This is a genomic window from Indolivaga alginatilytica (genome assembly GCF_003201355.1).
Taxonomy (GTDB): domain Bacteria; phylum Bacteroidota; class Bacteroidia; order Bacteroidales; family Dysgonomonadaceae; genus Dysgonomonas_A; species Dysgonomonas_A alginatilytica.
This window is the reverse complement of sequence record NZ_QICL01000001.1, coordinates 284,868-307,560: the sequence shown is the minus strand read 5'-3', so window position 1 is coordinate 307,560 and position 22,693 is coordinate 284,868. Positions and strand designations below refer to the sequence as shown.

Sequence of the window (22,693 nt, the reverse complement as noted above, 5' to 3'; positions counted from 1 at the left end):
TTTGTTTGAAACTCAAATCAATAATTAGTCTTTCGGAAAGTTAGAGTTTGTAACGGTATCATCTTTCGGAAATGGTATTGAATCGAGTACCTTTGATGATGCATTCCCATCAGGAGTGTTCTCCCCTGCTGAACCACCAACTCCCATTTCTCCCTCTTCTGAGCATGAAGTAAGTAAGAATGATAAAAAGCCTATAACCGAGAGTGAAATTAGCAATGTTTTGATTTTCATGGCAGTATATGTTTTGAAAAATTACTTGGAGTAAATGTTTATTGTTTATTCGGAAAGTTAGAGTTTGTAATAGTATTATCTTTCGAAAATGGAATTGAATCGACTATTACTTTTGATGGTGCATTACCATCAGGAGTGTTCTCTCCTACAGTTTCACCAACTCCCATCTCTCCTTCTTGTGAGCAGGAAGTGAATAAGAATGATAAAAAACCTATAACTGAGATTGCAATCAGTACTGTTTTGATTTTCATAGCGATATATGTTTTGAAAAATTTTGTTTAAATTAAATTAAAATATCTGTTAGTTTACAGTATAATAACTGATTTAACTTAAAGATGAAGAATTATTAGAAAAAAGATGGGTTTTGTTTTAGAAAAAAATATTTTGATGAAAATAAAGAGATTTAAATGGAAAAGACTCAAAAAAGGGAGTTCTACAAAAGACACACACTCTCTCTTTGAGCGGATACGCAGGTTCGCCCTTACACCAAGTTCAGAAAAAAGGTATGAGACTTAAGTCGGCTTTTTATCTTATCGAAAAAGTGACATCAACAGAATAAAATAATACTACGATACTTATCAAAATCAGAATTATATGTATGGCTCTAATCTCGATTTGTCCTTTTGCCTTGATGCAAAAGAACGAAAAGATCAAGGCTTTACCCCTCGGCGACCCAAAACCGAACTCAGGGCTGAGCAAAAAAACTCGCTCGTAGATACGGATAAGTTGCGAAAGTCAGATAAGCTCAAACACGTTTTTGCTCCGCGCCCTTCGTTTCGGATTGGGTGCCCCGCCTGCGGAATAGATGCCGTCTGCCTGCGGTCGAAAAAAACGTCGCTATGCGTTGACGGCACTTAACCCGCAGCAGGGGACACACCGTGCGAAGAGGGCGCAGAACAAAATTCTGTTCGAAGCCGACAGGCAAGTTTATTTTGTTTAGCCCTCAAGCAGTTGGTGGGTCTGCGAGGGTTGCAGCCTTGATTTTTTGCAACTTTTTTATCAAGAAAAAAGTTGAATAGATACAAATAATCAATATATAACTAAAGGTTGATGCCTGCTCACTTATACTTCAGATAATTTTGCCATGTACTATGATAATTACGATACTTTAATATTTTGTTTAGCATAGTAAATTATGTTGTTTTATATTCTATTTAAGAACAGATCATTAAATGCTTTCTTTTACTTTATTGAAAGTATAAAGAGACCTATTGTTGATAAGTATCTGTTGACATAATTTGTTAAAATAGAGTTTTTGCTTATCTTGCAGTCTCAATAATCGAAATTCGTGTAAAGTTACACTTAATTAAGCATATTAACTTTATAATCTACATTTAGTAAACAGTAAAGGCTATCCTCTCGGGGATAGCCTTTTACTGTATTTATTAGAAAATGATGTGTGTATCTTTATTTCTTCGAGAATTTGAAGCTCAATTGCCCTTCAGCCGATTTTAATATCAGCACATATATTCCCGAAGGCAGGCTCTGAACATTAATAGCATTATTACCCGAATAGTCGGCTTTTTTCATTAAACTACCTGCAATATTGTAAATGTCGAAACTTAGAATTGCCTGTTGAGAATTAACATACAGAATATCTGTTACAGGGTTCGGATATATGGACACATGCAGACCCTTTTTTCCCTCAGTATCATAGCCGGAGCATTATCCGCCTCCACATAGGTGCAGTTGTTTAAAGACAAAATTTATCTATAGTTTGAATGTATAGTTAACAGGTCGGCGACCTTTCTAAAATTGATATATGGATAAAGGATTTATTAAACTTAACCGGAAGTTTTTCTCTCATAAAATGTGGGAAGCAGCCCGTACGTTTTCAGAGTGCGAAGCGTGGATCGACTTGATACAGTCGGCACGATTTGGGGCAACTGAGCAAATTGAGCGTATCGGAGGTAGAGAAATACGTTGTGGAAGAGGGCAGTATCCGGCATCGAATCGCTATTTAGCCCAAAAGTGGAAGTGGGGAGAGCATAAGGTGAAAGCGTTTTTGGGAAGGCTGAAAGCCGAAAGTATGATAACGGTCGACAAGTCGCAGGGTATGAACGTGATAACCCTCTGCAAGTACGATGTGTATAATGATATAAACCCAGCAAATAACCCAGTGGACGACTCATCTATCGATTTGGTAATGAGAGAGTTGAATGGGTTGAAAGCCCAGCTGACGGCTCAGCAAACAACCCACGGGTCGCCCAGCGACAACCCAAACTTAAAGAAAGAAAAGAAAGAGGAAGAAAGAAATACTTATTCCCCCTATAATCCCCCAAAGGGATATGAGAAGGTTAACTTCGACTTTCTTGATTTCGAACTAAGGGAATACTTCTTTCAGTGGCTCGATTACAAGACTGACAAAGGGCAGAGGTATAAAAACCGAAAATCTATTGAGTTGTGCTACAAGAGATTGAATGATAAATCGGGAGGGAATTTCAAAACGGCGGTGGAGATAATCGAACAATCGATGGCTAATAATTGGAATGGTTTATTTGAACTAAAAGAACAAAACGGTGCAGGAAATAAGCAAGTTAAGGGAAGTGATGGAAAAGAGGCAGATTATTCGATCGGCATGTAAATTGTCTGATCATGAGATTACGGAGCGAAAGCGAAAGTTTCTTCGGGTAGCTGTGTCCGTTATTCCCGAATTTACGATCGACAGTTCCAACCGACAATTGATAACCGATCTCTTTAGCTACTTCAACGGCATCGGGGGGAAATACAATCCCGACAAGGGTTTGTGGATGTATGGAGATATAGGCACTGGTAAAAGTTCTTTGATGAGGGTGTTTTCGGAATACATGAAGTTGGAATTTAATGGCTTTAAACTTCATATCTGCAATGGAGTGGCTAATGCTTACAGCGGATCGGGCGATTTGGATGTGTACACTTACAATCAAAACGGGTATATCGGCGAGCCTGTTTGGATGTGCTTCGATGAATTGGGTAGGGAAACTATTCCTGCCAATCATTTCGGGACAAAGCTGAATGTCATGCAACACATTCTTCACGTCCGTTATTCGTTGTGGCAATCTTCCCGATTAAAGACTTTTGTTACAACCAATTGCGATCCTTCTCAGATTGAATCTTTGTACGGCGATTTTATCCGTGACCGCATTCGCGAAATGTTCAATGTGATTCTGGTGGAAGGAAGGTCGAGAAGGCAATGAGGTTTTTTATACTTTACTCTGCCGAGAATAATAGATCCATAGCAGCTTGATCTTTCAATTTGTCTTTAATTCGTTTTTCGATCGAATCTTTTGTGCTTGCCGAAACTAATTTTCTTTTGATAAGAAAAATATCGTGTGCCAGATTATCTATTGTATACCACTGTTCTACCGATAGGGTTGCTCTGTCTTCGGGAGTTCCCACCCTGGCAAAACCATCTATGTCTTTTGCATATTTTAAATAGATGGCGACCTGTTGTTCTGTTATCAACTGATTAAATGCTTTTTCTCTCTCAGCCAAATATTTTTCATCCCTCTTTTGAATATATGCAGGTGAATAATTTCTCAATATCAAATCAAGTATAAATATTGAAGCGATAAGCACTATAAACTGAATAATAAAAACGGGATAGATAGGTTCTGACGCTGCATAGCGAAAAGCAAAGCTGATAATTGTAATCGGAAAGGTAAATCCTCCAATAAATGATAGCTCATCGCTATATAAGGGGTCACTTGGATAGGCAGAGCATATCGCCAATGTTCCGATCACATTATAAATAAACATACAGATAGCCCCTTTCTTGCGAATATCCATTTTAGTCTTTCATTTTCTGATAGAGGACAGAAATACGGTCGTCTATTTCCTTTTCAATACGTAGAGCTTCGTTTCTGAAATCTTCATCACTGAGTGATTCAACATTGTTGATAAGGTCTTCCGACTGCATCCGTAATTCGATAATCTCTTTGTCTTTGTTTATATTTTCTAAGTCTTTTCTGGTCACGATCTTTTTTATTTAAATAAGTCAATTACATGGAAACAAGTCCAAGCATTACTAACAATTCAAAATTAGTGAATTTTGATTGTATTACTCTTAGAGTCTGTTTAAAATTTATTGCTTTCTTTTTTTAAGACTTATTTTTACCTTTGAAAATCGGACATACGATGTATAACTTAAAAAAGATATTTTGCGCATGAAAGTTTTAGGTAAAGAACAGTATAATAAGTTATCAGAGCCATTAAAATCAGTTACTACAAATAATCTTTTTGCCCGTTCGGTAGTCGAGAAGATAGTTGATGGGGAAATTTATGTCGATGACGCAGACAATCCGGCTACATACTTTATAGTGCATCCTTATGGAATGTCGTTGCTTTTTGGAGATCCCAATAATGCCGCATTTAATGAGGCGTTTAAAAAGTATGCTTTAAATGAAAATGGTAACAGGCATCGTGTGGAGTGGATGCAGGTATTTCCCTCCGATTGGGATGCGGTTCTGGCCGATTTGTTGCATGACAATCTGGTAGAACCTGCTTATCAGCATACCTCTTCGGATACCATCGAGTTAAATGTAAGAGTGAATTTTAAGCTCAATAAAGAGAAATATCTGAATGCAAAACGTGAATACGAAACGGTTGATCCTAACATTAGCATTGTGAGAACCGATAAGGATATTTTTGAAGCGATGAAGGGAACGGTTGTACCTCTTCACTTTTGGAATAATGCGGATGATTTTGTGAATAAAGGAGTTGCTTTCAGTCTTTTTTATAACGGCAAATTGGCATCCACCGCTTTTTCGGCTTATGTACATGATGATAAATTGGAATTGGGAATCGAAACATACGAAGACTTCAAAGGAAAAGGGCTGGCTTGCAAAGCCTGTTCGGCGCTAATAGACTATTGTTTGGAAAACGGATATGAACCGGTTTGGGCTTGCCGAAAAGACAATGTAGGTTCGTATCTATTGGCTCAAAAACTGGGATTCGAAAATGTAAAAGAAATATCCTATTACAGAATGGGTTTTGTTTAATAACAGATATGGTATAATAGACTACAATTGTTTTATACACGAAAGCTTCGGTTGATTTAATAATCGTCCGGAGCTTTTTTTATAAAAGCAGGTATATCAGATGCTTCTGTCCGAAATGTTATTAAAAGTGAGGAAAGCCTAAAACGGGAACTTATTATAAAGTCTGATTGTTTATAACAAATATCGATAAGTCAAATACTATTTGCTTAGGGGTATAAAATGAATATGTGCAGATTGCCGAACAGGCATATTCATGAAACGATCGGCTTTACTAAATAGTTACTTTATGAAGAAAATATTGTTTTTAAGTTTATTTCTCGTTGTAGCAGCTGCGTTCGGATTTAGTTCTTGTGGCGACGATGATGATCCCAGCTTTCTAGGAGCTAATGTAACAGTAAAGGTGACTAATGCATTAGGTGTTGTTCAGTCAGGTAAAACGGTTTATATGTATAAAGATAGTCCCGTAACGGAAGCGACTGTACCCGGTGATGCTAAAAAAATGGCTGTAACAGATGATAATGGAATTGCCAAGTTCAGTTTGAATCTTACGGAATTGAATATTCTTGAATCCCAAACCAACCTTTATTTTGCTGTTTTCTATACTCTTGCAGATAAAACTGCGGTTGCAGGTACCGAAGGGGTTACAGTAAAAAGAAATGAATCTAAGGAACTGGAAATCAAAATTCCGCTATAACCAACTACTATTTTAATCAAAATACAAGCCTCTCAGTAAATGGGGGGCTTTACTTATAGTAATAATCAATCTGTTATTCATTTTAGACCTATCTTGTATAAAGATCAGAAGACGAGAGAGATGGTAAAGAGAATAAAGCCATTGGAGATACCAAGACTGCTTCTTCTTACAATCTCAAAGACAGGTGCTATCTTTTTATTACCTTTGAGAATGATGATACTGATTGTATTGGTACAAGATAAATAATGTGATATGGAGAAAGAGATAAAACCGATAAAAGACATTGAGAGTTTAGAGGACATTAAGAAAATGGTCAATACATTTTATGCCAAAGTGCGAAAAGATGACTTGTTGGGACCTATATTTATTGAAAAGATAGGAGAACATTGGGACGAACATCTATCGAAATTACATTCTTTCTGGCAAAGTATTTTATTGAATGAAAGAACATATACAGGGCATCCTTTTCCGCCACACGCACAACTACCAATCGATAAGGAACATTTCGACCGATGGTTGTCTCTTTTTACAGAGACGGTCGACAAGCTTTTTGCAGGAGATATTGCCAACGAAGCCAAATCGAGAGCCTATAAGATTGCAGATGTGTTTCAGGGTAAGCTGGAATATATTCATCGAAGATCGGGTAATGATCCCCATAAATGAAAGTAGATTTTAAGTGAGCATATACAATAAAAGCCTGTCGATATTTTGATAGGCTTTTATTGTTTTATTAATTGTAGGCTACTAATCTTCTTTAATCGATCTCCCCGCTAAATTTCCATTTCTTCTCACTTTGGTCAAAGGCAATGGAAAAAATGGTGGCAGACGGTAAGCGCAGATACGGAAATTGAGCATTCAAAGCCAGTCGGGCACCCTCAATATTTGCAACATAGAAATTCCAGTCGAGTATTTTACAATAATCATCATTCACTCTATCCATATTAAACCCTCGGATGGCTTCGTTGATGTCATCAACAGTTGTTATAATACCCGATTTATCTCGCTTCTCGGTTAATTCATTATACTTTTCCATATAATGTTTAGAAAGTTCTTCAAAGTCCATGTGTGATAATTTAAGAGATTATTATGCTCTAAATATACAAATATTTTTTTATTTCAGCTATACTATTTCGTGTAATTAAAGCTTATTCGCTCTCATTTTGAATGGGGTAGGAGATTCGGTTATACTGCTTATGAGTACAATACGTGCAGTAATATTTTCGGCTTTATTATTTCTGATATTCAACAGGGGATGTTATTCTTCAGTTGACTAAAGGTAAGCTGAGCAGGGAACTTGAGGATCTTTACGGCACGAACTTCAAGCAGATACTCGGATGGGCTAAATGTTTTGATAGTCAATGGGTTGATGATTTTTTTGTCGAAATGATAAATTTTAATAGAAATAATTTATTTAACTTCAAATATTAATATATATATTGCAAACGAAATTTATCCATCCCTTTAACACTGGAAAGACGATAGATACAAATATCTCAATACAAATATCTCAATACAAATATCTCAATACAAAACTTATAATATCTTTAAATCTTAACAATAATCTTAATTTAGCTACCGGAAAGATGGGTTATTACTTATATAGTAAGCCATAAATGCAATAATCAAGAATATAAAGCTACTATAGAGAACCTTTTGGATGATGTTCAAACTGTACTGCTCTTAATGTGAAAAATGGATTAGCCGGTGTCTTAAAAATAAAAGAGCAATCTGATCAGTGTATTTGGAATTCGACAGTTGTTTAAATATAATACACCTAATATCACTTATAATTGTTTTGGCATATACTAAGGAAAACTATATTAAAATACCGGAAGCTGAAAAGGTTATAGAGTAAGCAAATTTTAAATCAAATTAAATTATGAAAAAATCAAAGAAGATTTCGCTGGACAGTCTAGATCAGAAAGCAAATTTTGAGGTTTTAGATGAATTTATGCAATCTAAGTTATTAGGAGGAGGTTATGCAGAAGGTCATAGCCAAACTCATGCACAAGTATCGCATACTCAAACTACTTAAATTTAGAGGAGCTAAATAGTGGACTATCTAGACTAGGTAGTCCACTATTATTTATGTTTTTTATAATGTAAAATATAAATCATATGAAATTTCAAGAATTTGTATTTAAGACGACGAGCATTTGTAACTTAGATTGCTCTTATTGCTATGTTTTTAATCAAGGTGATACCTCTTTTAAAAAGGATCCTCCAATCATAAGTCTTGATTTGGTGAAAATTAGCTTGCAAAAAATAAATGATTATTGTATAAGTAAAGAGATTGATAACATCGTAATTATTTTTCATGGAGGTGAACCGCTTCTTGCTGGAAAAGATTTTTATACAGAGTTTATAAACCTTGCCAATACATTGCTCCCTCATATCGAAAAGTATTATAATTTACAAACAAATGGTACTTTGCTAGATAAAATTTGGATAGAATTTTTAAAAAATCTGAATATTCATTTTGGTATTAGTTTAGATGGAACCGAAAAAGCTACTAGAAATAGAATTTATAGAAACAATAGATTACCTGCTTATAATGAAATAATTAGAGGGATAGAGCTCGTCGAAAGACCAGGTATATTGACGGTTATTAACATAGAAGAGGCTCCAGAAATACTTTACGCACATTATAAGAGCCTTAAAATTGCTAGTCTAGATTTATTAATACCTGAGTCTACTTATGAAAAGAGGGATATTGCTATAGGTAAAGTGGGAAAATGGTTATCAGAAATGTTCGAAATTTGGTATAAGGATAATGATAAAAATAAGCCTAGAATAAGAATTTTCGATATTATATCAAGTCTGTTTTTAGGATTGGATAGAGGAAATGAAGGTCTTGGTCGAAAATTTAATCGCATAGTAGCAATCAAGACAGACGGAGCAATAGAGGTTATTGATTCTTTAAAAATATGTGGGGATGGATTTGTCAAAACAGGCTTAAATATTGTCAATAACAAATTTGAAGATGTTGCAGAGCATCCTCTAATGAAAACATTCTATTATTCCCATCAGGATGAAGTACTGTGTGATAAATGCCAATTGTGCATTGCTAAAGAAGTATGTGGCGGCTTTCATTTAGCAACAAGATATTCCACGAGTAATGGATTCGCTAATCCTTCTGTATATTGCGATGATCTTATTGAATTATTTATATGCATACAAAACAAGATATTTACAGATCTCAAAGACTTAAAAAATATAGAAGTTGAATTACTTACCATTGAAGATTTTGCGTGAGATGAAAACAATATTTCTATTTTTATCAATATTTTTTTTCTTAACAACTGCTGATATAAAATCGCAAATTAAGATTGATGAAAAAATCAGGATATATTCTATACATCACGATAAAGATACTATTGATTTTATATGAATGAGCAAAGATTCTATAAAAAAACCGGTCATTATATATTGTCAAGGATCACAGCCTATACCACTAATAATTGAAAACGATAGTACGATCTATATCAATAATTTGGATAGTCTTTATGAAGAATTCTATGAAGATTATAATATTGTGATGATTTCACATCCACATACTCCTCTCATAGTTGCTGAAAATCTGTTATACAATCGAAAAATATATGTCCCTGATATTTTAGAACCGAATAAATTCGATGAAAAGTATCTAAAGGATTATTATAAAACAAAATTTGTTGATCGTGGAAGTACTGTTATCAACTTTTTAAGGAAACAAGCTTGGGTTGACAAGGAAAAAATTAGTGTCATTGGCATATCTCAAGGAGCTCAAATTGCGGTGTCACTGGTTAAAAAAAACCGGATATTTATGCAGTGGGATATTTGAGCGGAGATACTGATGGTCGCTATTCAGAATATATAAGAAAGGAACGAAATGATGCAAAATTAGGTAAACAGACAATGAAACAAGCTCAAGAGAATATTGATGAATTGTACAAACAATGGGAGATTATATGCGGAATAAATCCTGATAATCAAAGTTTTAAAACATGAAAGGGGATCCAATCCAGGCATGGAGAAGCTTTTCTACTCCGTATAGAGAAGATATTGTTCACTTAAAGATGCCTATATACATAGCGTATGGAACTGCTGATCCATCTTCTGAAAGTTGCGATCTCCTTCCCATATATTTTGAGTTATATGGTAAAAAAAATTATGAGTTAACACCTTATGTAGATCGTGGGCATAGTTTCCAGAAAGTAGTAAATGGAAAATCGGACTATAATGATATTATTTTTAAAGATATTATTCAGATCTTTATACTTTGGACTGAAAATTTACAAATAACAGAACGAGTAAATTAATAAATGACAATGCTTAACCCCTTTCCCAATTACAGACAGCTTGATGCCATGGATTGCGGTCCTACGTGTCTACGGATGATAGCTAAATATTATGGACGAAGTTATAGTATTCAGAACCTGAGGGAAAAAGCTTTTATTACTCGCGAAGGTGTATCTATGCTCGGTATCAGCGATGCTGCCGAAAGTATAGGACTTCACACCAATGGCGTTAAAATAACCTTTGAGCAATTGGTCGAAGATGCTCCGCTTCCTTGTATTCTTCATTGGAATCAAAATCATTTTGTTGTTTGTTACGGGATAAAAAAGAAACGGAAAGGTGAATATGATATCAAAATATCCGATCCGGTAGGCGAAAAATACATATTAACCAAAGAGCAATTTATTAAATGTTGGATCAGCACCAGATCCGAAGGCGAAGATGTGGGAACAGCCTTGCTATTGGAGCCTACCCCCGATTTTTATACATCGGATACCGAAGACGATGGCAATCAAAAGAGCCTAAGATACTTTTTTCGCTATCTGCGACCCTATAAGTCACAGGTAATTCAACTGATTATTGGCTTGCTTGTAAGCAGTGTATTGGCTTTAATATTTCCGTTCCTCACACAAGCGGTTGTCGATCAGGGGATCGGTAATAGTAACCTGAGTTTTATAACCCTCATTCTTATCGCTCAATTAGTGTTATTTGTAACACAGCTGGCGGTTGAGTTTATACGAAACTGGATAACCCTCCATGTAAATACACGAATAAGTATTGCCCTTATCTCCGACTTCCTGTCTAAGCTGATGAAGCTGCCTTTGCGTTTCTTCGATTCGAAAAATATCGGGGATATTATGCAGCGTATCGGAGATAACGAGCGTATCAAGTCGTTTCTCACCGGATCGACATTAACAACGCTCTTCTCATTTGCCAATTTTGTAATTTTTGCTATTATTCTGGCTTATTATAACCTCACCATTCTGCTCATATTTGTGGTCGGTAATACTTTATATATCTTATGGATACTTCTGTTTCTCAGGTATCGCCGAAAACTGGATATGAGCCGGTTCGCACAAGCCTCCGCAGTACAAAGTAATCTGGTGCAGATTGTAACAGGCATGCAGGAAATAAAGCTTAATAATTGCGAAAAACAACAACGCTGGAAATGGGAGCGTATACAGGTCAAACTTTTTAAAATCAGTATAAAAGGACTGGCGTTAGGGCAGTATCAACAATTAGGATCCGTATTCTTTAGCCAGACCACCTCTCTCTTCATTTCGTTTATTGCGGCAAGAGCTGTTATCGAAGGAGATATAACACTCGGTATGATGATGTCTATCAGTTATATACTCGGGCAACTGTCGGGCCCCATCGGTCAGGTAATAGGTTTTGTACAAGCAGCTCAGGATGCCAAGATTAGTTTGGAGCGGTTAAACGAAATACACAGCCGTGAAGACGAAGAGCAAACTATAGGTTCTAAGATTAACGAAATACCTTCTTCTAAAAGGTTGAGTGTTGACGATGTTTATTTCAGTTACGATGGTGCCGACAGGGATTATGTGCTGAATGGCATCAACTTGGTAATTCCCGAAAATAAAATAACGGCAGTGGTAGGAGCCAGCGGAAGCGGAAAAACAACTCTTATAAAACTCTTGTTGGCTTTCTATAAACCGAACAAAGGAGATATAAAAGTAGATAATATTTCGATTGAAGATGTCAACCCGCACCTGTGGCGTCAAAAGTCGGGAGCAGTGATGCAGGACGGATTTATATTTTCAGATACCATTGCCAATAATATAGCAGTGGGGGAGGATATTGTAGATAAAAAACGGCTTATGGAAGCAGTTCGGATAGCTAATATAAAGGACTTTATAGAATCGCTTCCTTTGAAATACAATACCAAGATAGGTATGGAGGGTAATGGAGTAAGTCAGGGACAAAGGCAGCGTCTTCTGATAGCCCGTGCTGTATATAAAAATCCCGATTTTTTGTTTTTTGATGAGGCAACCAATGCTTTGGATGCCAACAATGAAAGGCAGATATTGGACAACCTCAATGAGTTTTATAAAGGCAAGACGGTAATAATAGTAGCTCATCGTTTAAGTACCGTACAGAACGCCGATCATATTGTAGTAATGGATAAGGGCAAGATCATAGAAGAAGGTACTCATAAGGAATTGACCGATAAAAAAGGGGAGTATTATACGTTAGTCAAGAATCAACTGGAACTGGGTTCTTAAGGTCTCATATCTTTTTATGGTTTTATAAGGTATAAATACAAGGGATCGTTACAATTAAATAATGTTGTAAGTAAATGAAAGTATTTAATGATATACTTTCGGATTATAACAGACTATTGTTGTTATGCTTACCAAAGCAATAAAAAGGTCTAAGACCTTATCAGATACTTCTTGTTTCTTAATAATTATGTATATGCAAGAAAAAGAGATAGAAAAAGAAATAGAATTAAGAAGCGAAGAGTTTCAGGAAGTACTGGGTAGCGTACCCTCCTGGATATTACGTAGGGGGATAACAGTTGTAGCTGTCATTGTACTGATTATCCTTGTAGGAAGTGCTGTATTTAAATATCCCGATACTGTGGTTACCACTATGGTTCTTACAGGCACAACACCTCAGGCGCCAATCGTAGCTAAAACGTCGGGTAAATTAAAAGAATTGAATATCACAGACGAGCAGATCGTAAAAACAGGAGACTATCTGGCGGTCATCGAGAATCCTGCCAAGACCCAAGATATCCTCAAGCTTAAAGACTACCTGTTTCACCTGAATGTAAATATCGACAGTGCGATTATATCTATACCTCCCAAAGATTTGAATCTGGGTAGTATGCAATCCCTGTACTCGTCTTTTTATATAACCTCATTCGAATACCACGAATTTAAGCGTTTGAATTATTACATCCAGAAAATTGATTTTATGAGGGAGCGGATCGCTCAGTATCAGGAGTATTACAAACAGCTGCTTCATCAAAAGAATATTGTGGACGAGCAGATGAAGCTCGGCAGAAGCCAATATTCAAGAGATTCGATACTGAATAAAAGAGGAGTCATCTCTCAGGAGGATTTAGAGGCTACAAAAAATAAATACCTGCAAGGGTATCTGTCACTCGAAAACATGAATGGTACTTTGCAGAATACTCAAATAGAAATTGCAAGAATGCAAGAAAGCCTCTTGGATACCGAGTATCAATATATCGATAAAAAGAATACACTCGAAGCACAACTAAAAACATATATGGCTCAGCTATTGACCGAAATTCAGGTATGGGAGCAGAATTATGTATTCGTTACACCGATCGACGGAAAAGTTACTTTTACAAACTATTGGACTGAAAATCAGAATGTGGTAGCCGGAGAAAATGTCTTTAATGTCATACCCGATAAATCAGGTAAATTAATAGGAAAGGCTTCTATGGCAATGACACGTTCGGGTAAAGTAAAACCGGGACAAAGTGTAAATATTCGTTTTCCCAGTTTTCCCGACAATGAGTTTGGTATGGTTAAAGGCTTTGTAAGAAGCATATCGACTATTCCTTCTCAGAATGCCGAAGACAAAAACAATTATGTAGTTGAAATAGACTTGCCCGACGGGCTGAAAACCACCTATAAAAAAGAACTGCCTTATCTGCCCGAAATGGAAGCTCAGGCAGATATAATAACCGAAGATATGTCGTTATTGGAACGTTTCTTTATGCCTTTGCGCAAAATATGGAAGGAAGGCATGGAGTAAGTAATATAATTCAGGATTGCAGATCTTTGTTATGATTTTAGTTTTTAATTAGTTAACTGATTTGTAATTGGAGCTATAGTATAATGTTTATAACTTTGAACACAAATACATAGTTCGCAATACTACTTTTGTTTACATCTCTTTTTCCGGCGTGTAGTGATGATACACCCGAACCCGAAGTTGAGTCAGTTGTTACAATCGACCCCTCTTCTATAACTATCCCTAAAAGCACATTCATAGGATATAGGTTGACTCTTAAAGTTGGCGATGTAGACTGGAGAGCTGCTGAGGTAGACTGGAGTACCGGTGATGAGAGAATTGCTACTGTAGACAAAGCAGGAATTGTGACAGGTGTGGCAGCCGGAGAAACTGAGATTACAGGAACTCTACGTAATGGAAAAGGTGCTGCAAAATGTAAGGTTGTGGTTTCCGATGATAATAACTATAAATTCCGATTGACTTTAAGAGATAAAGGCACATCCTCTTTCTCAATAAATAAGCCCGAAGAATTCCTTTCACCAAAAGCAATAGAAAGAAGAAAGAAACGAAATATCCCCATCGATAATAGCGATTTGTCTATCTCTGCCTATTATATTAAAAAAACAGAAGAATTGGGAGGCGTTGTTGTGGCTCAGAGTAAGTGGCTCAATACGGTGACTGTACACGTTACGCAAGAATTGATGATGTATAAGTATAAAGAATTGCCTTTTGTAGCGGATGCTGTTGTAGTCTGGCAAGGAAAAAGATATGATGAAGCATCTTTAAAGGTGAAGACACAATCGGATGAGGCGGATGAGCCATTATCCGAATATGGAACTGCGTGGGTTAATATAAATATGAACAACGGACAAATTCTGCATGAAAAAGGATTCAAAGGGGCAGGCATTGATACAGCTGTTATTGATGGCGGTTTTATAAATATAAAAACATGATATGATACACAATAAAACAATAAAGGCAGCGATCAGGCTGCCTTTATTGTTTTATTGTTACTTAGTTAAGTGTTTTCAATAATCTTTTAAATGATTCTGTATCAGAAGTGCTTGCTGAGGTAGAAGCTGTTGCTGATTTTACAGTATCTGTGTAGGGAGTATATAACGTCATATAATATGTTGACTCATATACCTGAACACCAATTAACATTGTAGCTTTTTTTATAGCCAAAGCATTTATAAATACGGCCATATCAGTCGATTCATTAGCAAGTACGTATCTCTCAGTGAGAAACTTCTCTAATTCTACGCCAAATGATGTTTTCACCATAACAGCCGAACTTTTAAGCTTATTATTAGTATCAAATATATACAGAGCTATGGGAGCATTGGTCGAATAATTCGAATAAGCTATACCATCGCTGGTATCTGTGTCTGGTTTACCTAGTTTTTTAATTAAATCACTTTTAGATATTCCAAATTCAATATTAGGTTCGGGATACAGAGTACTTTTAGGAGTAACAGTTATCTTCACTTTTTTAGAGCTTGAGGCATCGCTTACCAAGATATTAGCTTCACCCACTTTTCCAGCCGTAACCAGTCCCGATTCAGAAACTTTTGCTATATATTCGTTTTCCGATAAATAGCTTAATTTAGTATCAGAAGTGGCTTCAATCTGATAGGTTTGAGTGTTATTTAGGCTTTTTTCGGATTCTTTTAATGTAATAGAATTGTTATCGTCATCCGAACCACACGAAACTAAAAATAGAGGAAAAGCTAAAAACAACAAAATACTTTTTTTCATAAATATAAATTATCAATTAATAAATTCCGTGCAAAGCTATGAAAAAAACATACATAACAAACAACGACCCGAGACAGGGCTTTGCTTGTTATCGGATTAACACTTGATAATCATACTTATCTGGGTATCTTTTTCTTAAAAAAAATCTGTTAGCCGAAAAATACTTAACAAAATGTAATTTAATTTATTTAGACCTGTATTGTTTATTAACTAGATAGGATATAGGATAGAGCAAACTGAAAGCATCGAATATTCTGAGAATAAGGATGAGTTTTCTTTAATTTATTCGAAGGACTCATAAAAAGATATAATTACAAAGAATTACAAATCGAGATGTTAATGAATTTTGTAGTTAAGTTGCTTTAATTGAGTTGATTATTAATCCCGATTTGTCACCATATTCGCAGCTTCCATTTCATGATTAAATTTCAATCTTATAGAGAATAAAGAAAGCCTTCATAATAGCTAATTTGCTAATTATAAAGGCTTTGATTTCAGTCGGGATGACACGATTCGAACGTGCGACCACACGCCCCCCAGACGTGTACTCTAACCGGGCTGAGCTACATCCCGAAATCGGATGCGAAAATACTACAATAATATATTATTTCCAAGTTTTATTTTAACTTAGTAGAAAATTTATGATCACATACTTATTTGGTAGCGGCTTAGCATCTATGCCCAATCAACATTAATGTGGTTTATTACATTCTTATACCCTTTCTATGTTTCTGTATGAGACAGGGTTAAATAAAATAGGACAATATGATTAAAAATATAATTTTCAAATATACACGGTGGTGTCTTTTATTTTCGATGTGCATTATTTTTTCGATAAGTCCCATTCAAGCGAAAGGATTTCTGAGAACCGACGGAACAAAGATTGTAAATGACAACGGTGAAGTGCTTCTTCGCGGAATAGGGCTTGGCGGATGGGTGTTGCAGGAACCTTATATGCTGCAACTGTCGGGAGTTGCTAAAAACCAGACAGATATAAGACGCCGTATTTCGGATCTGATAGGAGAGGAGAAAACCTCCGAATTTTATGCTGCATGGATACGGAACGGTGTTCAGAAAGCAGATATTGATTCGCTTGCCAAATGGGGATTTAACAGTATCCGTTTACCGATGCACTATAATTTGTATACCCTTCCGATCGAAAAAGAGCCTAAGAAAAACGAAAACACATGGCTCGAAAGCGGCTTTTTTCTTACTGACTCTATTCTCAGTTGGTGTAAAGCCAATGAGATCTATCTGATACTCGATTTACATGCGGCTCCGGGCGGACAGGGCAACGATCTGGCGATATCCGATGCTTCGGACGTGAAATTGTGGAACAGCGCTCAAAACAAAACAAAAACAGTGGCGTTGTGGCGTAAGCTTGCCGAACGTTACAAAGACGAAGAATGGATTGGGGGTTATGATATCTTAAATGAACCTAATTGGGGCTTTCAAGACTCAGAGGATATGAACGGTAATAAGGAGCAGCTCAATGCACCTTTGCGTCAGTTATATGTGGATATTACAAAAGCCATTCGGGAAGTAGATCAGAAGCACTTCGTTGTGATATCCGGCAATGCGTGGGGCAATAACTATAACGGGATATTTCCACTTTGGGACGATAATATGGTGATAAGCTTTCACAAGTATTGGAATCATAACGATGATCAGTCGATAGCCAAGTTCCTTGAATACCGTAAGCAGTACAATGCACCTTTGTGGATGAGCGAATCGGGCGAAAACTCGAATACATGGCATACCAATGCAATCAAGTTGTTCGAGTATAACGATATTGGGTGGTGTTGGTGGACATACAAGAAAATGGGATTCAACTGTGTGATGGAAATACCGACTAATCCCGAATACGAAAAGATCAAGGCGTATTGGAAAGGGGAGGGCACAAGACCCTCTGAGGACGAAGCCTATAAGGGGGTGATGCAATTAGCGAACTATTATAAAGTGGAGAATACTCTTTTCAAAAGAGATTTTACAGATGCCCTGTTCAGGCAGGTAAAGACAACTGCAACCAAACCTTTTTATAATTACTTACTGAAAGAACGAACATCTCTGGTAATCAATGCTTCCGATTTCGATTTAGGTCGCAACGGCTATGCTTATTTCGATAAAGATACTGCCGATTATAGAGTATCGACGGGTGTAAAAGGGTATGGTAATAAAGGGCGTGTGTATAGAAATGATGGTGTGGATATTATGCCTTCGGATGATGCCCTGTCGAATGGATATTGTATATTCAGTATCGAACCTGATGAATGGGTGCAATATACAATCAGTGTAAGAAAACAGGGTAATTGTAAAATAAATATCTCCACCAAGGCTGTTGATGGAGCAGGTATGCTTTATCTTACGGTTAACGGACGCAAGACACAACTATTCAAAACCTCTGATAGTACCACCGACTGGAATGTTTTAGAGGTGAAGAATGTGAACCTTAAAAAGGGAATCAACACCATTAAGGTTCATTTCGTAAATGGAGGTTTCAAAATGAGTAAAATTGAGATAAAGCGGTAAGATTACTCTATATCGAGCATCATCATAATATTGCATCGTTGGTAAGCTGAGTTGCTTACAGGCACTTTCTTAAAACCCAGTTTACGATAGAGAATCATGGAAGGTTCGAGAAGGGTATTTCCTTCGAGAAAAAGCTGTTTAATACCTTTTTCTTTGGCGTATGAGATGAGTGCTTCCCCTAATTTACGTCCTAAACCCAATCCCTGAGCTTGCGGACTGACCGCCATCTTAGCCATTTCGAATGTTTGTGTTTCGCGATGCGCTATCAGGGCACAGCAACCTACGGCTCTGTTATCAACCAGTGCTATGAAAACTTGTCCGCCGTTATCCAAAATATATTCTTCAACATGGTTTAGTGTATGTAAATCAGATTCTTCAAGGCGAAAGTAGGTAGTAATCCATTCTTTATTAAGACGGACAAAATCGTCTTTGTATTCAGGGGCGTATAATTCTATGCGAATAGTATTCATGAGGTATAAACTTGATTGTTTTTGTTTAGAGGAACTAAGTTACTGCTTTTTCTCTTTTTTGAATACTTCTCTTTTTATAAAAATACCTGTGAGAAAAAATACTTCTCTTAATATAGTGCCATCTGACCGAAGGCTGTTAAGGTTTCGCACTGTTGTCGATTTTTCCAAAAAAGATATTGGTATTTAAAGCAAATGAATTAATTTAGTATCTTTGTTTTTAAGTAATAGAAAAGATTTAATCCCGTATTTCAGAATCATAACTATCAGTTATTGTTTTGCTTACCAAAGTAATAAAAAGTATAAATCCGCAGAAAAACAGACCATTTATGAAGACGCAAACAGAGGAAGCCTCAAACGTACATCAGGGACATAATATACGAATGGTGAGAACATGGAACAAGATGTCGCAGGTTGCACTTGCCGATATGCTGGACTGTTCGCAGGATAGAGTATCGAAGCTCGAAAGGCAACAGACCATTGATGATGAAATACTCGAAAAAGTTGCACTGGCTTTGAATGTGGATATGGATTATCTCAAAGAAGACCATTCGCCTCTGGGAGCAACTAATAATACTATAAATGATTCTCCTGTTCATTCACAAACGCAAACGGGAGCTGAAAATTCGAGAGATGTTCAAAATACAACTCAAATTCAAGGAGAGCAGATAAACTATAATATTACTAATGACGACGATTTTATTAGTCTATACGAAAGATTATTGAAATCGGAGGTTGAAAATGCTCAACTGAAAGGTCAGTTGAAAGATCTCAAGAAAGAAAATCAGGAATTAAAAAATATCAAAAAGTCTTAACGGATTGAATCTGATGAAATTAAATAAGGGTGCAATCTTTTGCACCCTTATTTTTTATCTCTCTTGCCTGTTTATTACGTCTCCTGTTTTAGAATATTATCTATAAATTCAAGTTCTTGGTCACCGATATGTTGCCATTTTTTAAGAATTTTCCCCTGCTTATCGATTAAAATATATACAGGAATAGCCTTTATATTATATATCACAGAAATATCACCTGCTTTACTGAAATAATCATCCGGATCACTATAACCTGAAACCTGAATCCATGTTCCTACCTGATGTTTTTCGACTGCGTTACGCCATTCTTTTTCATCGCCATCCAAAGACACTCCAATAATTTTCAAGCCTTTGTCAGCATACGTATCCTGTATTTTTTTTAGTTGAGGAATTTGTTTTACACAAGGACCGCACCAACTCGCCCAGAAATCTAATAAGACATAATTCTTAGTTCTAAAATCGGATAGTTTAATGGTCTCACCCTGTATATTTTCCTTCGAAAAATCGGGAGCCGTCTCACCCGTTGAAAGATCTTTTATATTCAATGATAATTGGGTCTCCTTCATTTGTGCTGAAGCTAATTTACCTGATAACGTTACTTTGGAGTGTTCGGGTAAGTTGTTATAAATAGAGGTTATAGTATCAATACTAATGAGATTATTTCTTGAAAGTGTATACAGCAAATGAGGTATTATTTGGTATGTAGTATGCTTTACTATAAAATCGAGCTTTATACTGTCTGACTTTTGGGCATTAATGGTGGCTTTATCCTTAAAATAATATGCCCTTTGCATCAGACTGTCTACTAAAGCCGGTTCATTGTTATGTAAGTCAATCTGTTTGAATATATCCTGTATGCTATCTCCTGTTGAGTCAGAGATTATCAGATAATCGGATAGCAGATTTCGCAATTCAATACTTTCTTTTTCTACACTTGTCCCCGAGAGTTCGTAGGTATACGGTCGGCTTTTGTCGATTGTCAGTTTCATTTTTGTAGGTTCCAGATATATCTGAACGGAAGTCTGGTCAATGCTTAAGTATGCGCCCGTTACTTCATCCATATTCCCTTCAAAAGAGAATTTGCCTTCTATTAATTTTGTACTATCGGATATTTCATGCCATTTGTTGTCTTTCAAGTACATATAATTTAATCTGATAATTTCAGTATTGTCGGCACCCTCTATATAACCATTTAATATAAAGTGGTTTGATGGGGTTTTATTACAGGATACTCCGCCCATTAGCACTAGCATGAAAAGAAGGAAGTGTAAAACAGATTTTATCATAATGAAACAGCATAAGGTTCATCTTCGAAATCTTATCGATGATAATTCAAATATACAATTTTCCTGTTATTATCATTTAACTTATGGTATTTCAATTCCAAAAATGCAGAAAGCCCGAATAGAATAATTAATTTCTAATTCGGGCTTTACAATTATTACTAAGTAATTAAACGTATTTAGTGATACATTTTACAAATATAACCAGCTTTGGTTATTGTATTTCCAAAGCAATAAACAGCTCTGCGAGCCTAATTACTGAACAACCTGTTATTTTCCTTTTCGTCTTCTTCGTTATCCTCCAACATTGCTTTAATTTCGGCTTCGATGTTTGGATATCTTCTATTTACCGAATGTAACATACCTCTTAGTATTTCATATTTTTCAACATGTAATCTGATTTCTTCTTTGTCCTTTTTGTGGTTCTTCCAAACGAAGAATACAAATATTAATACAATAAAGAAAAGAATCGCTCCAATAGACAAATACAGAAAGATATGTGTGTACAGTTGGCCGGCTTCTTTATCTTTTTGTGCTAAATAGAAATCTTTGTCAGCCTCCAGTAAAGCAGGAGCATTGGTTTCCTTCTCGATTTGTTCTTTAGTTACTTTTTCCAAATCACTATATTGCAATGCCTGTTTGTAATCGCCCGATTGCCTATAGTATTCGGAAAGGGCGGCGTACATTTCTTTTACAGTGTAGGTGTAGGTAACCTCGGGAAGGTTTTTTATGACGAAATCAGCATATTGCTTGGCTGCTTTTATATCTTGTTTCTTGTTGTAAGTGTTTAGCAAATAGAGGTTTATTTGTCTGATTTGTTCTACACTTGTAATATCCATATCTAATGAAGATTGGAAGTATTCGATAGCCTTTTGATACTCTCCTTTGTAATAGCAGGTTATTCCTAAATTCTGATTAAGTTGACTTTCTTCTAACTTATTGTCTGTTTTTTTTGCAAGATTTAACCCTTTTTGAAAATACAGGAAAGCACTGTCTAACTCGTTTTTAATACTATATGCAAAGCCAATATTGGTGAATGTTTTCAATTTTCTTTGATCTGCATTTTCTATTTTGTCATAATACGATAAGGCTTTTTGATAGTTTACTATGGCACTGTCAAAAAGTTCTTGTTTATAATAAATATATCCGATGTTATTAAAACTGCGACCTGTAAGTATTTTATCATCCGATTCTTTAGCTTCATGAATCGTTTGCATGAATAACTTCAAAGCTTGCGGATATAAATTATTCGCATTGTATAACTGTGCTGCATAGAAATTAGCTAATGTTCGATCGAGAACATTTCCTTTTTTCGAAAAATATCTTTGCGCCTCAAAGATCAATGTGTCATTTTTCATGTCTTCTCCAACTTCATATTTTGCCCCTACAGAGGTTACAATATACTGCATATAACTGTATTTGTCCATGTTCTGAGGGTTCTGGATAGAGGCCAGTAAATCAAGCGCAACATCAGATTTATCCATAGCCAAACGACTTTGCGCTTTATGCAATAACTTCTCTTCAGACTTGTCTTCTTGACAAGAAAATAAGGAGATGCCTATCAATAGGAAAAGTAAATATTTGGGTAGCTTAAGTAATTTCATAAAGGAGAAGTTTGAAGTGTCAAAAAAGAGATGTGCATAAAGTTATTTAATATCCGGAAGTTTAGCGGAGTTGTGTAATATGCTATCGTTATAGCTTATTTCGTTATCCCTGATGACAGTAGTGTCTTTTTCATCGGGTAAGGATATTCCTTCTTTATCCAATGGTCTTGAATGAACATTTACGATATCATTTCCTCCCCCGGCAAATCCTCCTTGACGCATTTCTTCTTTTTCGCAGGATGTAAATAATAATGTTGTGCAGCTAATTGCAATTAATAATGTTTTAATTCTCATGTTAGTTCTAATTTTATTTTCTTAAATAT

General features: G+C 35.9%; 26 protein-coding genes and 1 tRNA gene. 15 read left to right on the top strand and 12 right to left on the bottom strand.

The window, feature by feature from the left end; translation table 11 throughout:
* Positions 1-24: 24 nt before the first annotated feature.
* The 3 genes from CLV62_RS01365 to CLV62_RS01355 all read right to left on the bottom strand — a co-directional run bounded on the left by CLV62_RS01365 (position 25) and on the right by CLV62_RS01355 (position 1,857).
* Positions 25-231 (bottom strand): hypothetical protein, encoded by a 207-nt coding sequence (locus CLV62_RS01365; protein WP_110308982.1) that lies wholly within the window; start codon positions 229-231, stop codon positions 25-27.
* 38 nt (positions 232-269) lie between these two features.
* Positions 270-482 carry a hypothetical protein gene (locus CLV62_RS01360; RefSeq protein ID WP_110308981.1) on the bottom strand — a complete coding sequence of 71 codons (213 nt, stop codon included), beginning with the start codon at positions 480-482 and terminating at the stop codon, positions 270-272.
* 1,156 nt (positions 483-1,638) lie between these two features.
* Positions 1,639-1,857, bottom strand: a complete 219-nt coding sequence (locus CLV62_RS01355; RefSeq protein WP_170119988.1) for a T9SS type A sorting domain-containing protein — start codon at positions 1,855-1,857, stop codon at positions 1,639-1,641.
* Between the two features lie 136 nt (positions 1,858-1,993).
* Between CLV62_RS01355 and CLV62_RS01350 the strand changes: the two genes are divergently transcribed.
* Positions 1,994-2,815 (top strand): hypothetical protein, encoded by an 822-nt coding sequence (locus CLV62_RS01350; RefSeq protein WP_110308979.1) that lies wholly within the window; start codon positions 1,994-1,996, stop codon positions 2,813-2,815.
* The gene (locus CLV62_RS01345; RefSeq protein ID WP_110308978.1) at positions 2,781-3,407 is read left to right on the top strand and encodes a hypothetical protein; all 627 of its coding nucleotides are present in this window, start codon (positions 2,781-2,783) and stop codon (positions 3,405-3,407) included. The genes CLV62_RS01350 and CLV62_RS01345 overlap by 35 nt, the downstream gene beginning before the upstream one ends.
* Before the next feature lie 13 nt (positions 3,408-3,420).
* On the opposite strand, the gene CLV62_RS01340 is transcribed toward CLV62_RS01345, so the two are convergent.
* Both CLV62_RS01340 and CLV62_RS01335 read right to left on the bottom strand, forming a co-directional pair.
* Positions 3,421-3,999 (bottom strand): hypothetical protein, encoded by a 579-nt coding sequence (locus CLV62_RS01340; protein WP_110308977.1) that lies wholly within the window; start codon positions 3,997-3,999, stop codon positions 3,421-3,423.
* Between the two features lies 1 nt (position 4,000).
* A complete protein-coding gene (locus tag CLV62_RS01335; protein WP_110308976.1) occupies positions 4,001-4,186 on the bottom strand; it encodes a hypothetical protein in 186 nt (61 codons plus the stop codon).
* A gap of 190 nt (positions 4,187-4,376) precedes the next feature.
* Between CLV62_RS01335 and CLV62_RS01330 the strand changes: the two genes are divergently transcribed.
* From CLV62_RS01330 to CLV62_RS01315, 3 genes are all read left to right on the top strand, one after another.
* Positions 4,377-5,210, top strand: a complete 834-nt coding sequence (locus tag CLV62_RS01330) for a GNAT family N-acetyltransferase (RefSeq protein ID WP_110308975.1) — start codon at positions 4,377-4,379, stop codon at positions 5,208-5,210.
* A gap of 286 nt (positions 5,211-5,496) precedes the next feature.
* A complete protein-coding gene (locus CLV62_RS01325; protein ID WP_110309257.1) occupies positions 5,497-5,904 on the top strand; it encodes a hypothetical protein in 408 nt (135 codons plus the stop codon).
* A gap of 252 nt (positions 5,905-6,156) precedes the next feature.
* Positions 6,157-6,567: a group III truncated hemoglobin gene (locus tag CLV62_RS01315; protein ID WP_245903953.1), complete on the top strand. Its 411-nt coding sequence runs from the start codon at positions 6,157-6,159 to the stop codon at positions 6,565-6,567.
* 91 nt (positions 6,568-6,658) lie between these two features.
* On the opposite strand, the gene CLV62_RS01310 is transcribed toward CLV62_RS01315, so the two are convergent.
* Positions 6,659-6,967, bottom strand: coding sequence for a hypothetical protein (locus tag CLV62_RS01310; protein WP_110308973.1), 309 nt, complete (start codon positions 6,965-6,967; stop codon positions 6,659-6,661).
* Positions 6,968-7,783: 816 nt separating this feature from the next.
* On the opposite strand from CLV62_RS01310, the gene CLV62_RS21630 reads away from it, so the two are divergent.
* The 8 genes from CLV62_RS21630 to CLV62_RS01275 all read left to right on the top strand — a co-directional run bounded on the left by CLV62_RS21630 (position 7,784) and on the right by CLV62_RS01275 (position 14,867).
* Entirely contained in the window at positions 7,784-7,939 is a 156-nt protein-coding gene (locus CLV62_RS21630) for a hypothetical protein (RefSeq protein ID WP_170119987.1), read from the top strand.
* 83 nt (positions 7,940-8,022) lie between these two features.
* Positions 8,023-9,159 carry a radical SAM protein gene (locus CLV62_RS01305; RefSeq protein WP_110308972.1) on the top strand — a complete coding sequence of 379 codons (1,137 nt, stop codon included), beginning with the start codon at positions 8,023-8,025 and terminating at the stop codon, positions 9,157-9,159.
* A gap of 136 nt (positions 9,160-9,295) precedes the next feature.
* Positions 9,296-9,727, top strand: coding sequence for a hypothetical protein (locus CLV62_RS01300; protein WP_110308971.1), 432 nt, complete (start codon positions 9,296-9,298; stop codon positions 9,725-9,727).
* Positions 9,724-9,894: a hypothetical protein gene (locus CLV62_RS21625; RefSeq protein WP_170119986.1), complete on the top strand. Its 171-nt coding sequence runs from the start codon at positions 9,724-9,726 to the stop codon at positions 9,892-9,894. Before CLV62_RS01300 ends, CLV62_RS21625 begins: the two co-directional genes overlap by 4 nt.
* Positions 9,891-10,205 (top strand): hypothetical protein, encoded by a 315-nt coding sequence (locus CLV62_RS01290; protein ID WP_110308969.1) that lies wholly within the window; start codon positions 9,891-9,893, stop codon positions 10,203-10,205. Before CLV62_RS21625 ends, CLV62_RS01290 begins: the two co-directional genes overlap by 4 nt.
* Before the next feature lie 9 nt (positions 10,206-10,214).
* On the top strand, positions 10,215-12,425 hold the full coding sequence (locus CLV62_RS01285) for a peptidase domain-containing ABC transporter (RefSeq protein ID WP_110309255.1): 2,211 nt from the start codon (positions 10,215-10,217) through the stop codon (positions 12,423-12,425).
* A gap of 193 nt (positions 12,426-12,618) precedes the next feature.
* Positions 12,619-13,935 carry an HlyD family secretion protein gene (locus tag CLV62_RS01280; RefSeq protein ID WP_110309254.1) on the top strand — a complete coding sequence of 439 codons (1,317 nt, stop codon included), beginning with the start codon at positions 12,619-12,621 and terminating at the stop codon, positions 13,933-13,935.
* Between the two features lie 128 nt (positions 13,936-14,063).
* Positions 14,064-14,867: an Ig-like domain-containing protein gene (locus CLV62_RS01275; RefSeq protein WP_170119985.1), complete on the top strand. Its 804-nt coding sequence runs from the start codon at positions 14,064-14,066 to the stop codon at positions 14,865-14,867.
* 61 nt (positions 14,868-14,928) lie between these two features.
* Here the strand turns inward: CLV62_RS01275 and CLV62_RS01270 are convergent, their stop codons facing one another.
* Together CLV62_RS01270 and CLV62_RS01265 are read right to left on the bottom strand one after the other, a co-directional pair.
* Complete coding sequence (locus CLV62_RS01270; protein WP_110308967.1) at positions 14,929-15,672, bottom strand: Ig-like domain-containing protein; 744 nt, start codon at positions 15,670-15,672, stop codon at positions 14,929-14,931.
* 498 nt (positions 15,673-16,170) lie between these two features.
* Positions 16,171-16,245: transfer RNA gene (locus CLV62_RS01265), tRNA-Pro, on the bottom strand.
* A 192-nt stretch (positions 16,246-16,437) separates the two neighbouring features.
* Between CLV62_RS01265 and CLV62_RS01260 the strand changes: the two genes are divergently transcribed.
* A complete protein-coding gene (locus CLV62_RS01260; RefSeq protein WP_170119984.1) occupies positions 16,438-18,201 on the top strand; it encodes a cellulase family glycosylhydrolase in 1,764 nt (587 codons plus the stop codon).
* A 2-nt stretch (positions 18,202-18,203) separates the two neighbouring features.
* Here the strand turns inward: CLV62_RS01260 and CLV62_RS01255 are convergent, their stop codons facing one another.
* The gene (locus CLV62_RS01255) at positions 18,204-18,671 is read right to left on the bottom strand and encodes a GNAT family N-acetyltransferase (protein WP_110308966.1); all 468 of its coding nucleotides are present in this window, start codon (positions 18,669-18,671) and stop codon (positions 18,204-18,206) included.
* 326 nt (positions 18,672-18,997) lie between these two features.
* Between CLV62_RS01255 and CLV62_RS01250 the strand changes: the two genes are divergently transcribed.
* Positions 18,998-19,483 (top strand): helix-turn-helix domain-containing protein, encoded by a 486-nt coding sequence (locus CLV62_RS01250; protein WP_110308965.1) that lies wholly within the window; start codon positions 18,998-19,000, stop codon positions 19,481-19,483.
* 74 nt (positions 19,484-19,557) lie between these two features.
* Here CLV62_RS01250 and CLV62_RS01245 read toward each other — a convergent pair whose 3' ends face one another.
* From CLV62_RS01245 to CLV62_RS01235, 3 genes are all read right to left on the bottom strand, one after another.
* Positions 19,558-20,769 (bottom strand): TlpA disulfide reductase family protein, encoded by a 1,212-nt coding sequence (locus tag CLV62_RS01245; protein ID WP_110308964.1) that lies wholly within the window; start codon positions 20,767-20,769, stop codon positions 19,558-19,560.
* 248 nt (positions 20,770-21,017) lie between these two features.
* On the bottom strand, positions 21,018-22,370 hold the full coding sequence (locus CLV62_RS01240; RefSeq protein ID WP_110308963.1) for a tetratricopeptide repeat protein: 1,353 nt from the start codon (positions 22,368-22,370) through the stop codon (positions 21,018-21,020).
* A gap of 42 nt (positions 22,371-22,412) precedes the next feature.
* Positions 22,413-22,664 carry a hypothetical protein gene (locus CLV62_RS01235; RefSeq protein WP_110308962.1) on the bottom strand — a complete coding sequence of 84 codons (252 nt, stop codon included), beginning with the start codon at positions 22,662-22,664 and terminating at the stop codon, positions 22,413-22,415.
* Positions 22,665-22,693 lie beyond the last annotated feature (29 nt).

Bases quoted from the DNA above. Each gene is read 5' to 3' on its own strand.
- CLV62_RS01300 (WP_110308971.1), top strand. From the start codon at position 9,296: ATGAGCAAAGATTCTATAAAAAAACCGGTCATTATATATTGTCAAGGA.
- CLV62_RS01260 (WP_170119984.1), top strand. From the start codon at position 16,438: ATGATTAAAAATATAATTTTCAAATATACACGGTGGTGTCTTTTATTT.
- CLV62_RS01360 (WP_110308981.1), bottom strand. From the start codon at position 482: ATGAAAATCAAAACAGTACTGATTGCAATCTCAGTTATAGGTTTTTTA.
- CLV62_RS01330 (WP_110308975.1), top strand. From the start codon at position 4,377: ATGAAAGTTTTAGGTAAAGAACAGTATAATAAGTTATCAGAGCCATTA.
- CLV62_RS01280 (WP_110309254.1), top strand. From the start codon at position 12,619: ATGCAAGAAAAAGAGATAGAAAAAGAAATAGAATTAAGAAGCGAAGAG.
- CLV62_RS01270 (WP_110308967.1), bottom strand. From the start codon at position 15,672: ATGAAAAAAAGTATTTTGTTGTTTTTAGCTTTTCCTCTATTTTTAGTT.
- CLV62_RS01245 (WP_110308964.1), bottom strand. From the start codon at position 20,769: ATGATAAAATCTGTTTTACACTTCCTTCTTTTCATGCTAGTGCTAATG.
- CLV62_RS01310 (WP_110308973.1), bottom strand. From the start codon at position 6,967: ATGGACTTTGAAGAACTTTCTAAACATTATATGGAAAAGTATAATGAA.
- CLV62_RS01305 (WP_110308972.1), top strand. From the start codon at position 8,023: ATGAAATTTCAAGAATTTGTATTTAAGACGACGAGCATTTGTAACTTA.
- CLV62_RS01250 (WP_110308965.1), top strand. From the start codon at position 18,998: ATGAAGACGCAAACAGAGGAAGCCTCAAACGTACATCAGGGACATAAT.
- CLV62_RS21630 (WP_170119987.1), top strand. From the start codon at position 7,784: ATGAAAAAATCAAAGAAGATTTCGCTGGACAGTCTAGATCAGAAAGCA.
- CLV62_RS01285 (WP_110309255.1), top strand. From the start codon at position 10,215: ATGCTTAACCCCTTTCCCAATTACAGACAGCTTGATGCCATGGATTGC.
- CLV62_RS01345 (WP_110308978.1), top strand. From the start codon at position 2,781: ATGGAAAAGAGGCAGATTATTCGATCGGCATGTAAATTGTCTGATCAT.
- CLV62_RS01235 (WP_110308962.1), bottom strand. From the start codon at position 22,664: ATGAGAATTAAAACATTATTAATTGCAATTAGCTGCACAACATTATTA.
- CLV62_RS01350 (WP_110308979.1), top strand. From the start codon at position 1,994: ATGGATAAAGGATTTATTAAACTTAACCGGAAGTTTTTCTCTCATAAA.
- CLV62_RS01340 (WP_110308977.1), bottom strand. From the start codon at position 3,999: ATGGATATTCGCAAGAAAGGGGCTATCTGTATGTTTATTTATAATGTG.
- CLV62_RS01240 (WP_110308963.1), bottom strand. From the start codon at position 22,370: ATGAAATTACTTAAGCTACCCAAATATTTACTTTTCCTATTGATAGGC.
- CLV62_RS01290 (WP_110308969.1), top strand. From the start codon at position 9,891: ATGAAAGGGGATCCAATCCAGGCATGGAGAAGCTTTTCTACTCCGTAT.
- CLV62_RS01255 (WP_110308966.1), bottom strand. From the start codon at position 18,671: ATGAATACTATTCGCATAGAATTATACGCCCCTGAATACAAAGACGAT.
- CLV62_RS01315 (WP_245903953.1), top strand. From the start codon at position 6,157: ATGGAGAAAGAGATAAAACCGATAAAAGACATTGAGAGTTTAGAGGAC.
- CLV62_RS01325 (WP_110309257.1), top strand. From the start codon at position 5,497: ATGAAGAAAATATTGTTTTTAAGTTTATTTCTCGTTGTAGCAGCTGCG.
- CLV62_RS01365 (WP_110308982.1), bottom strand. From the start codon at position 231: ATGAAAATCAAAACATTGCTAATTTCACTCTCGGTTATAGGCTTTTTA.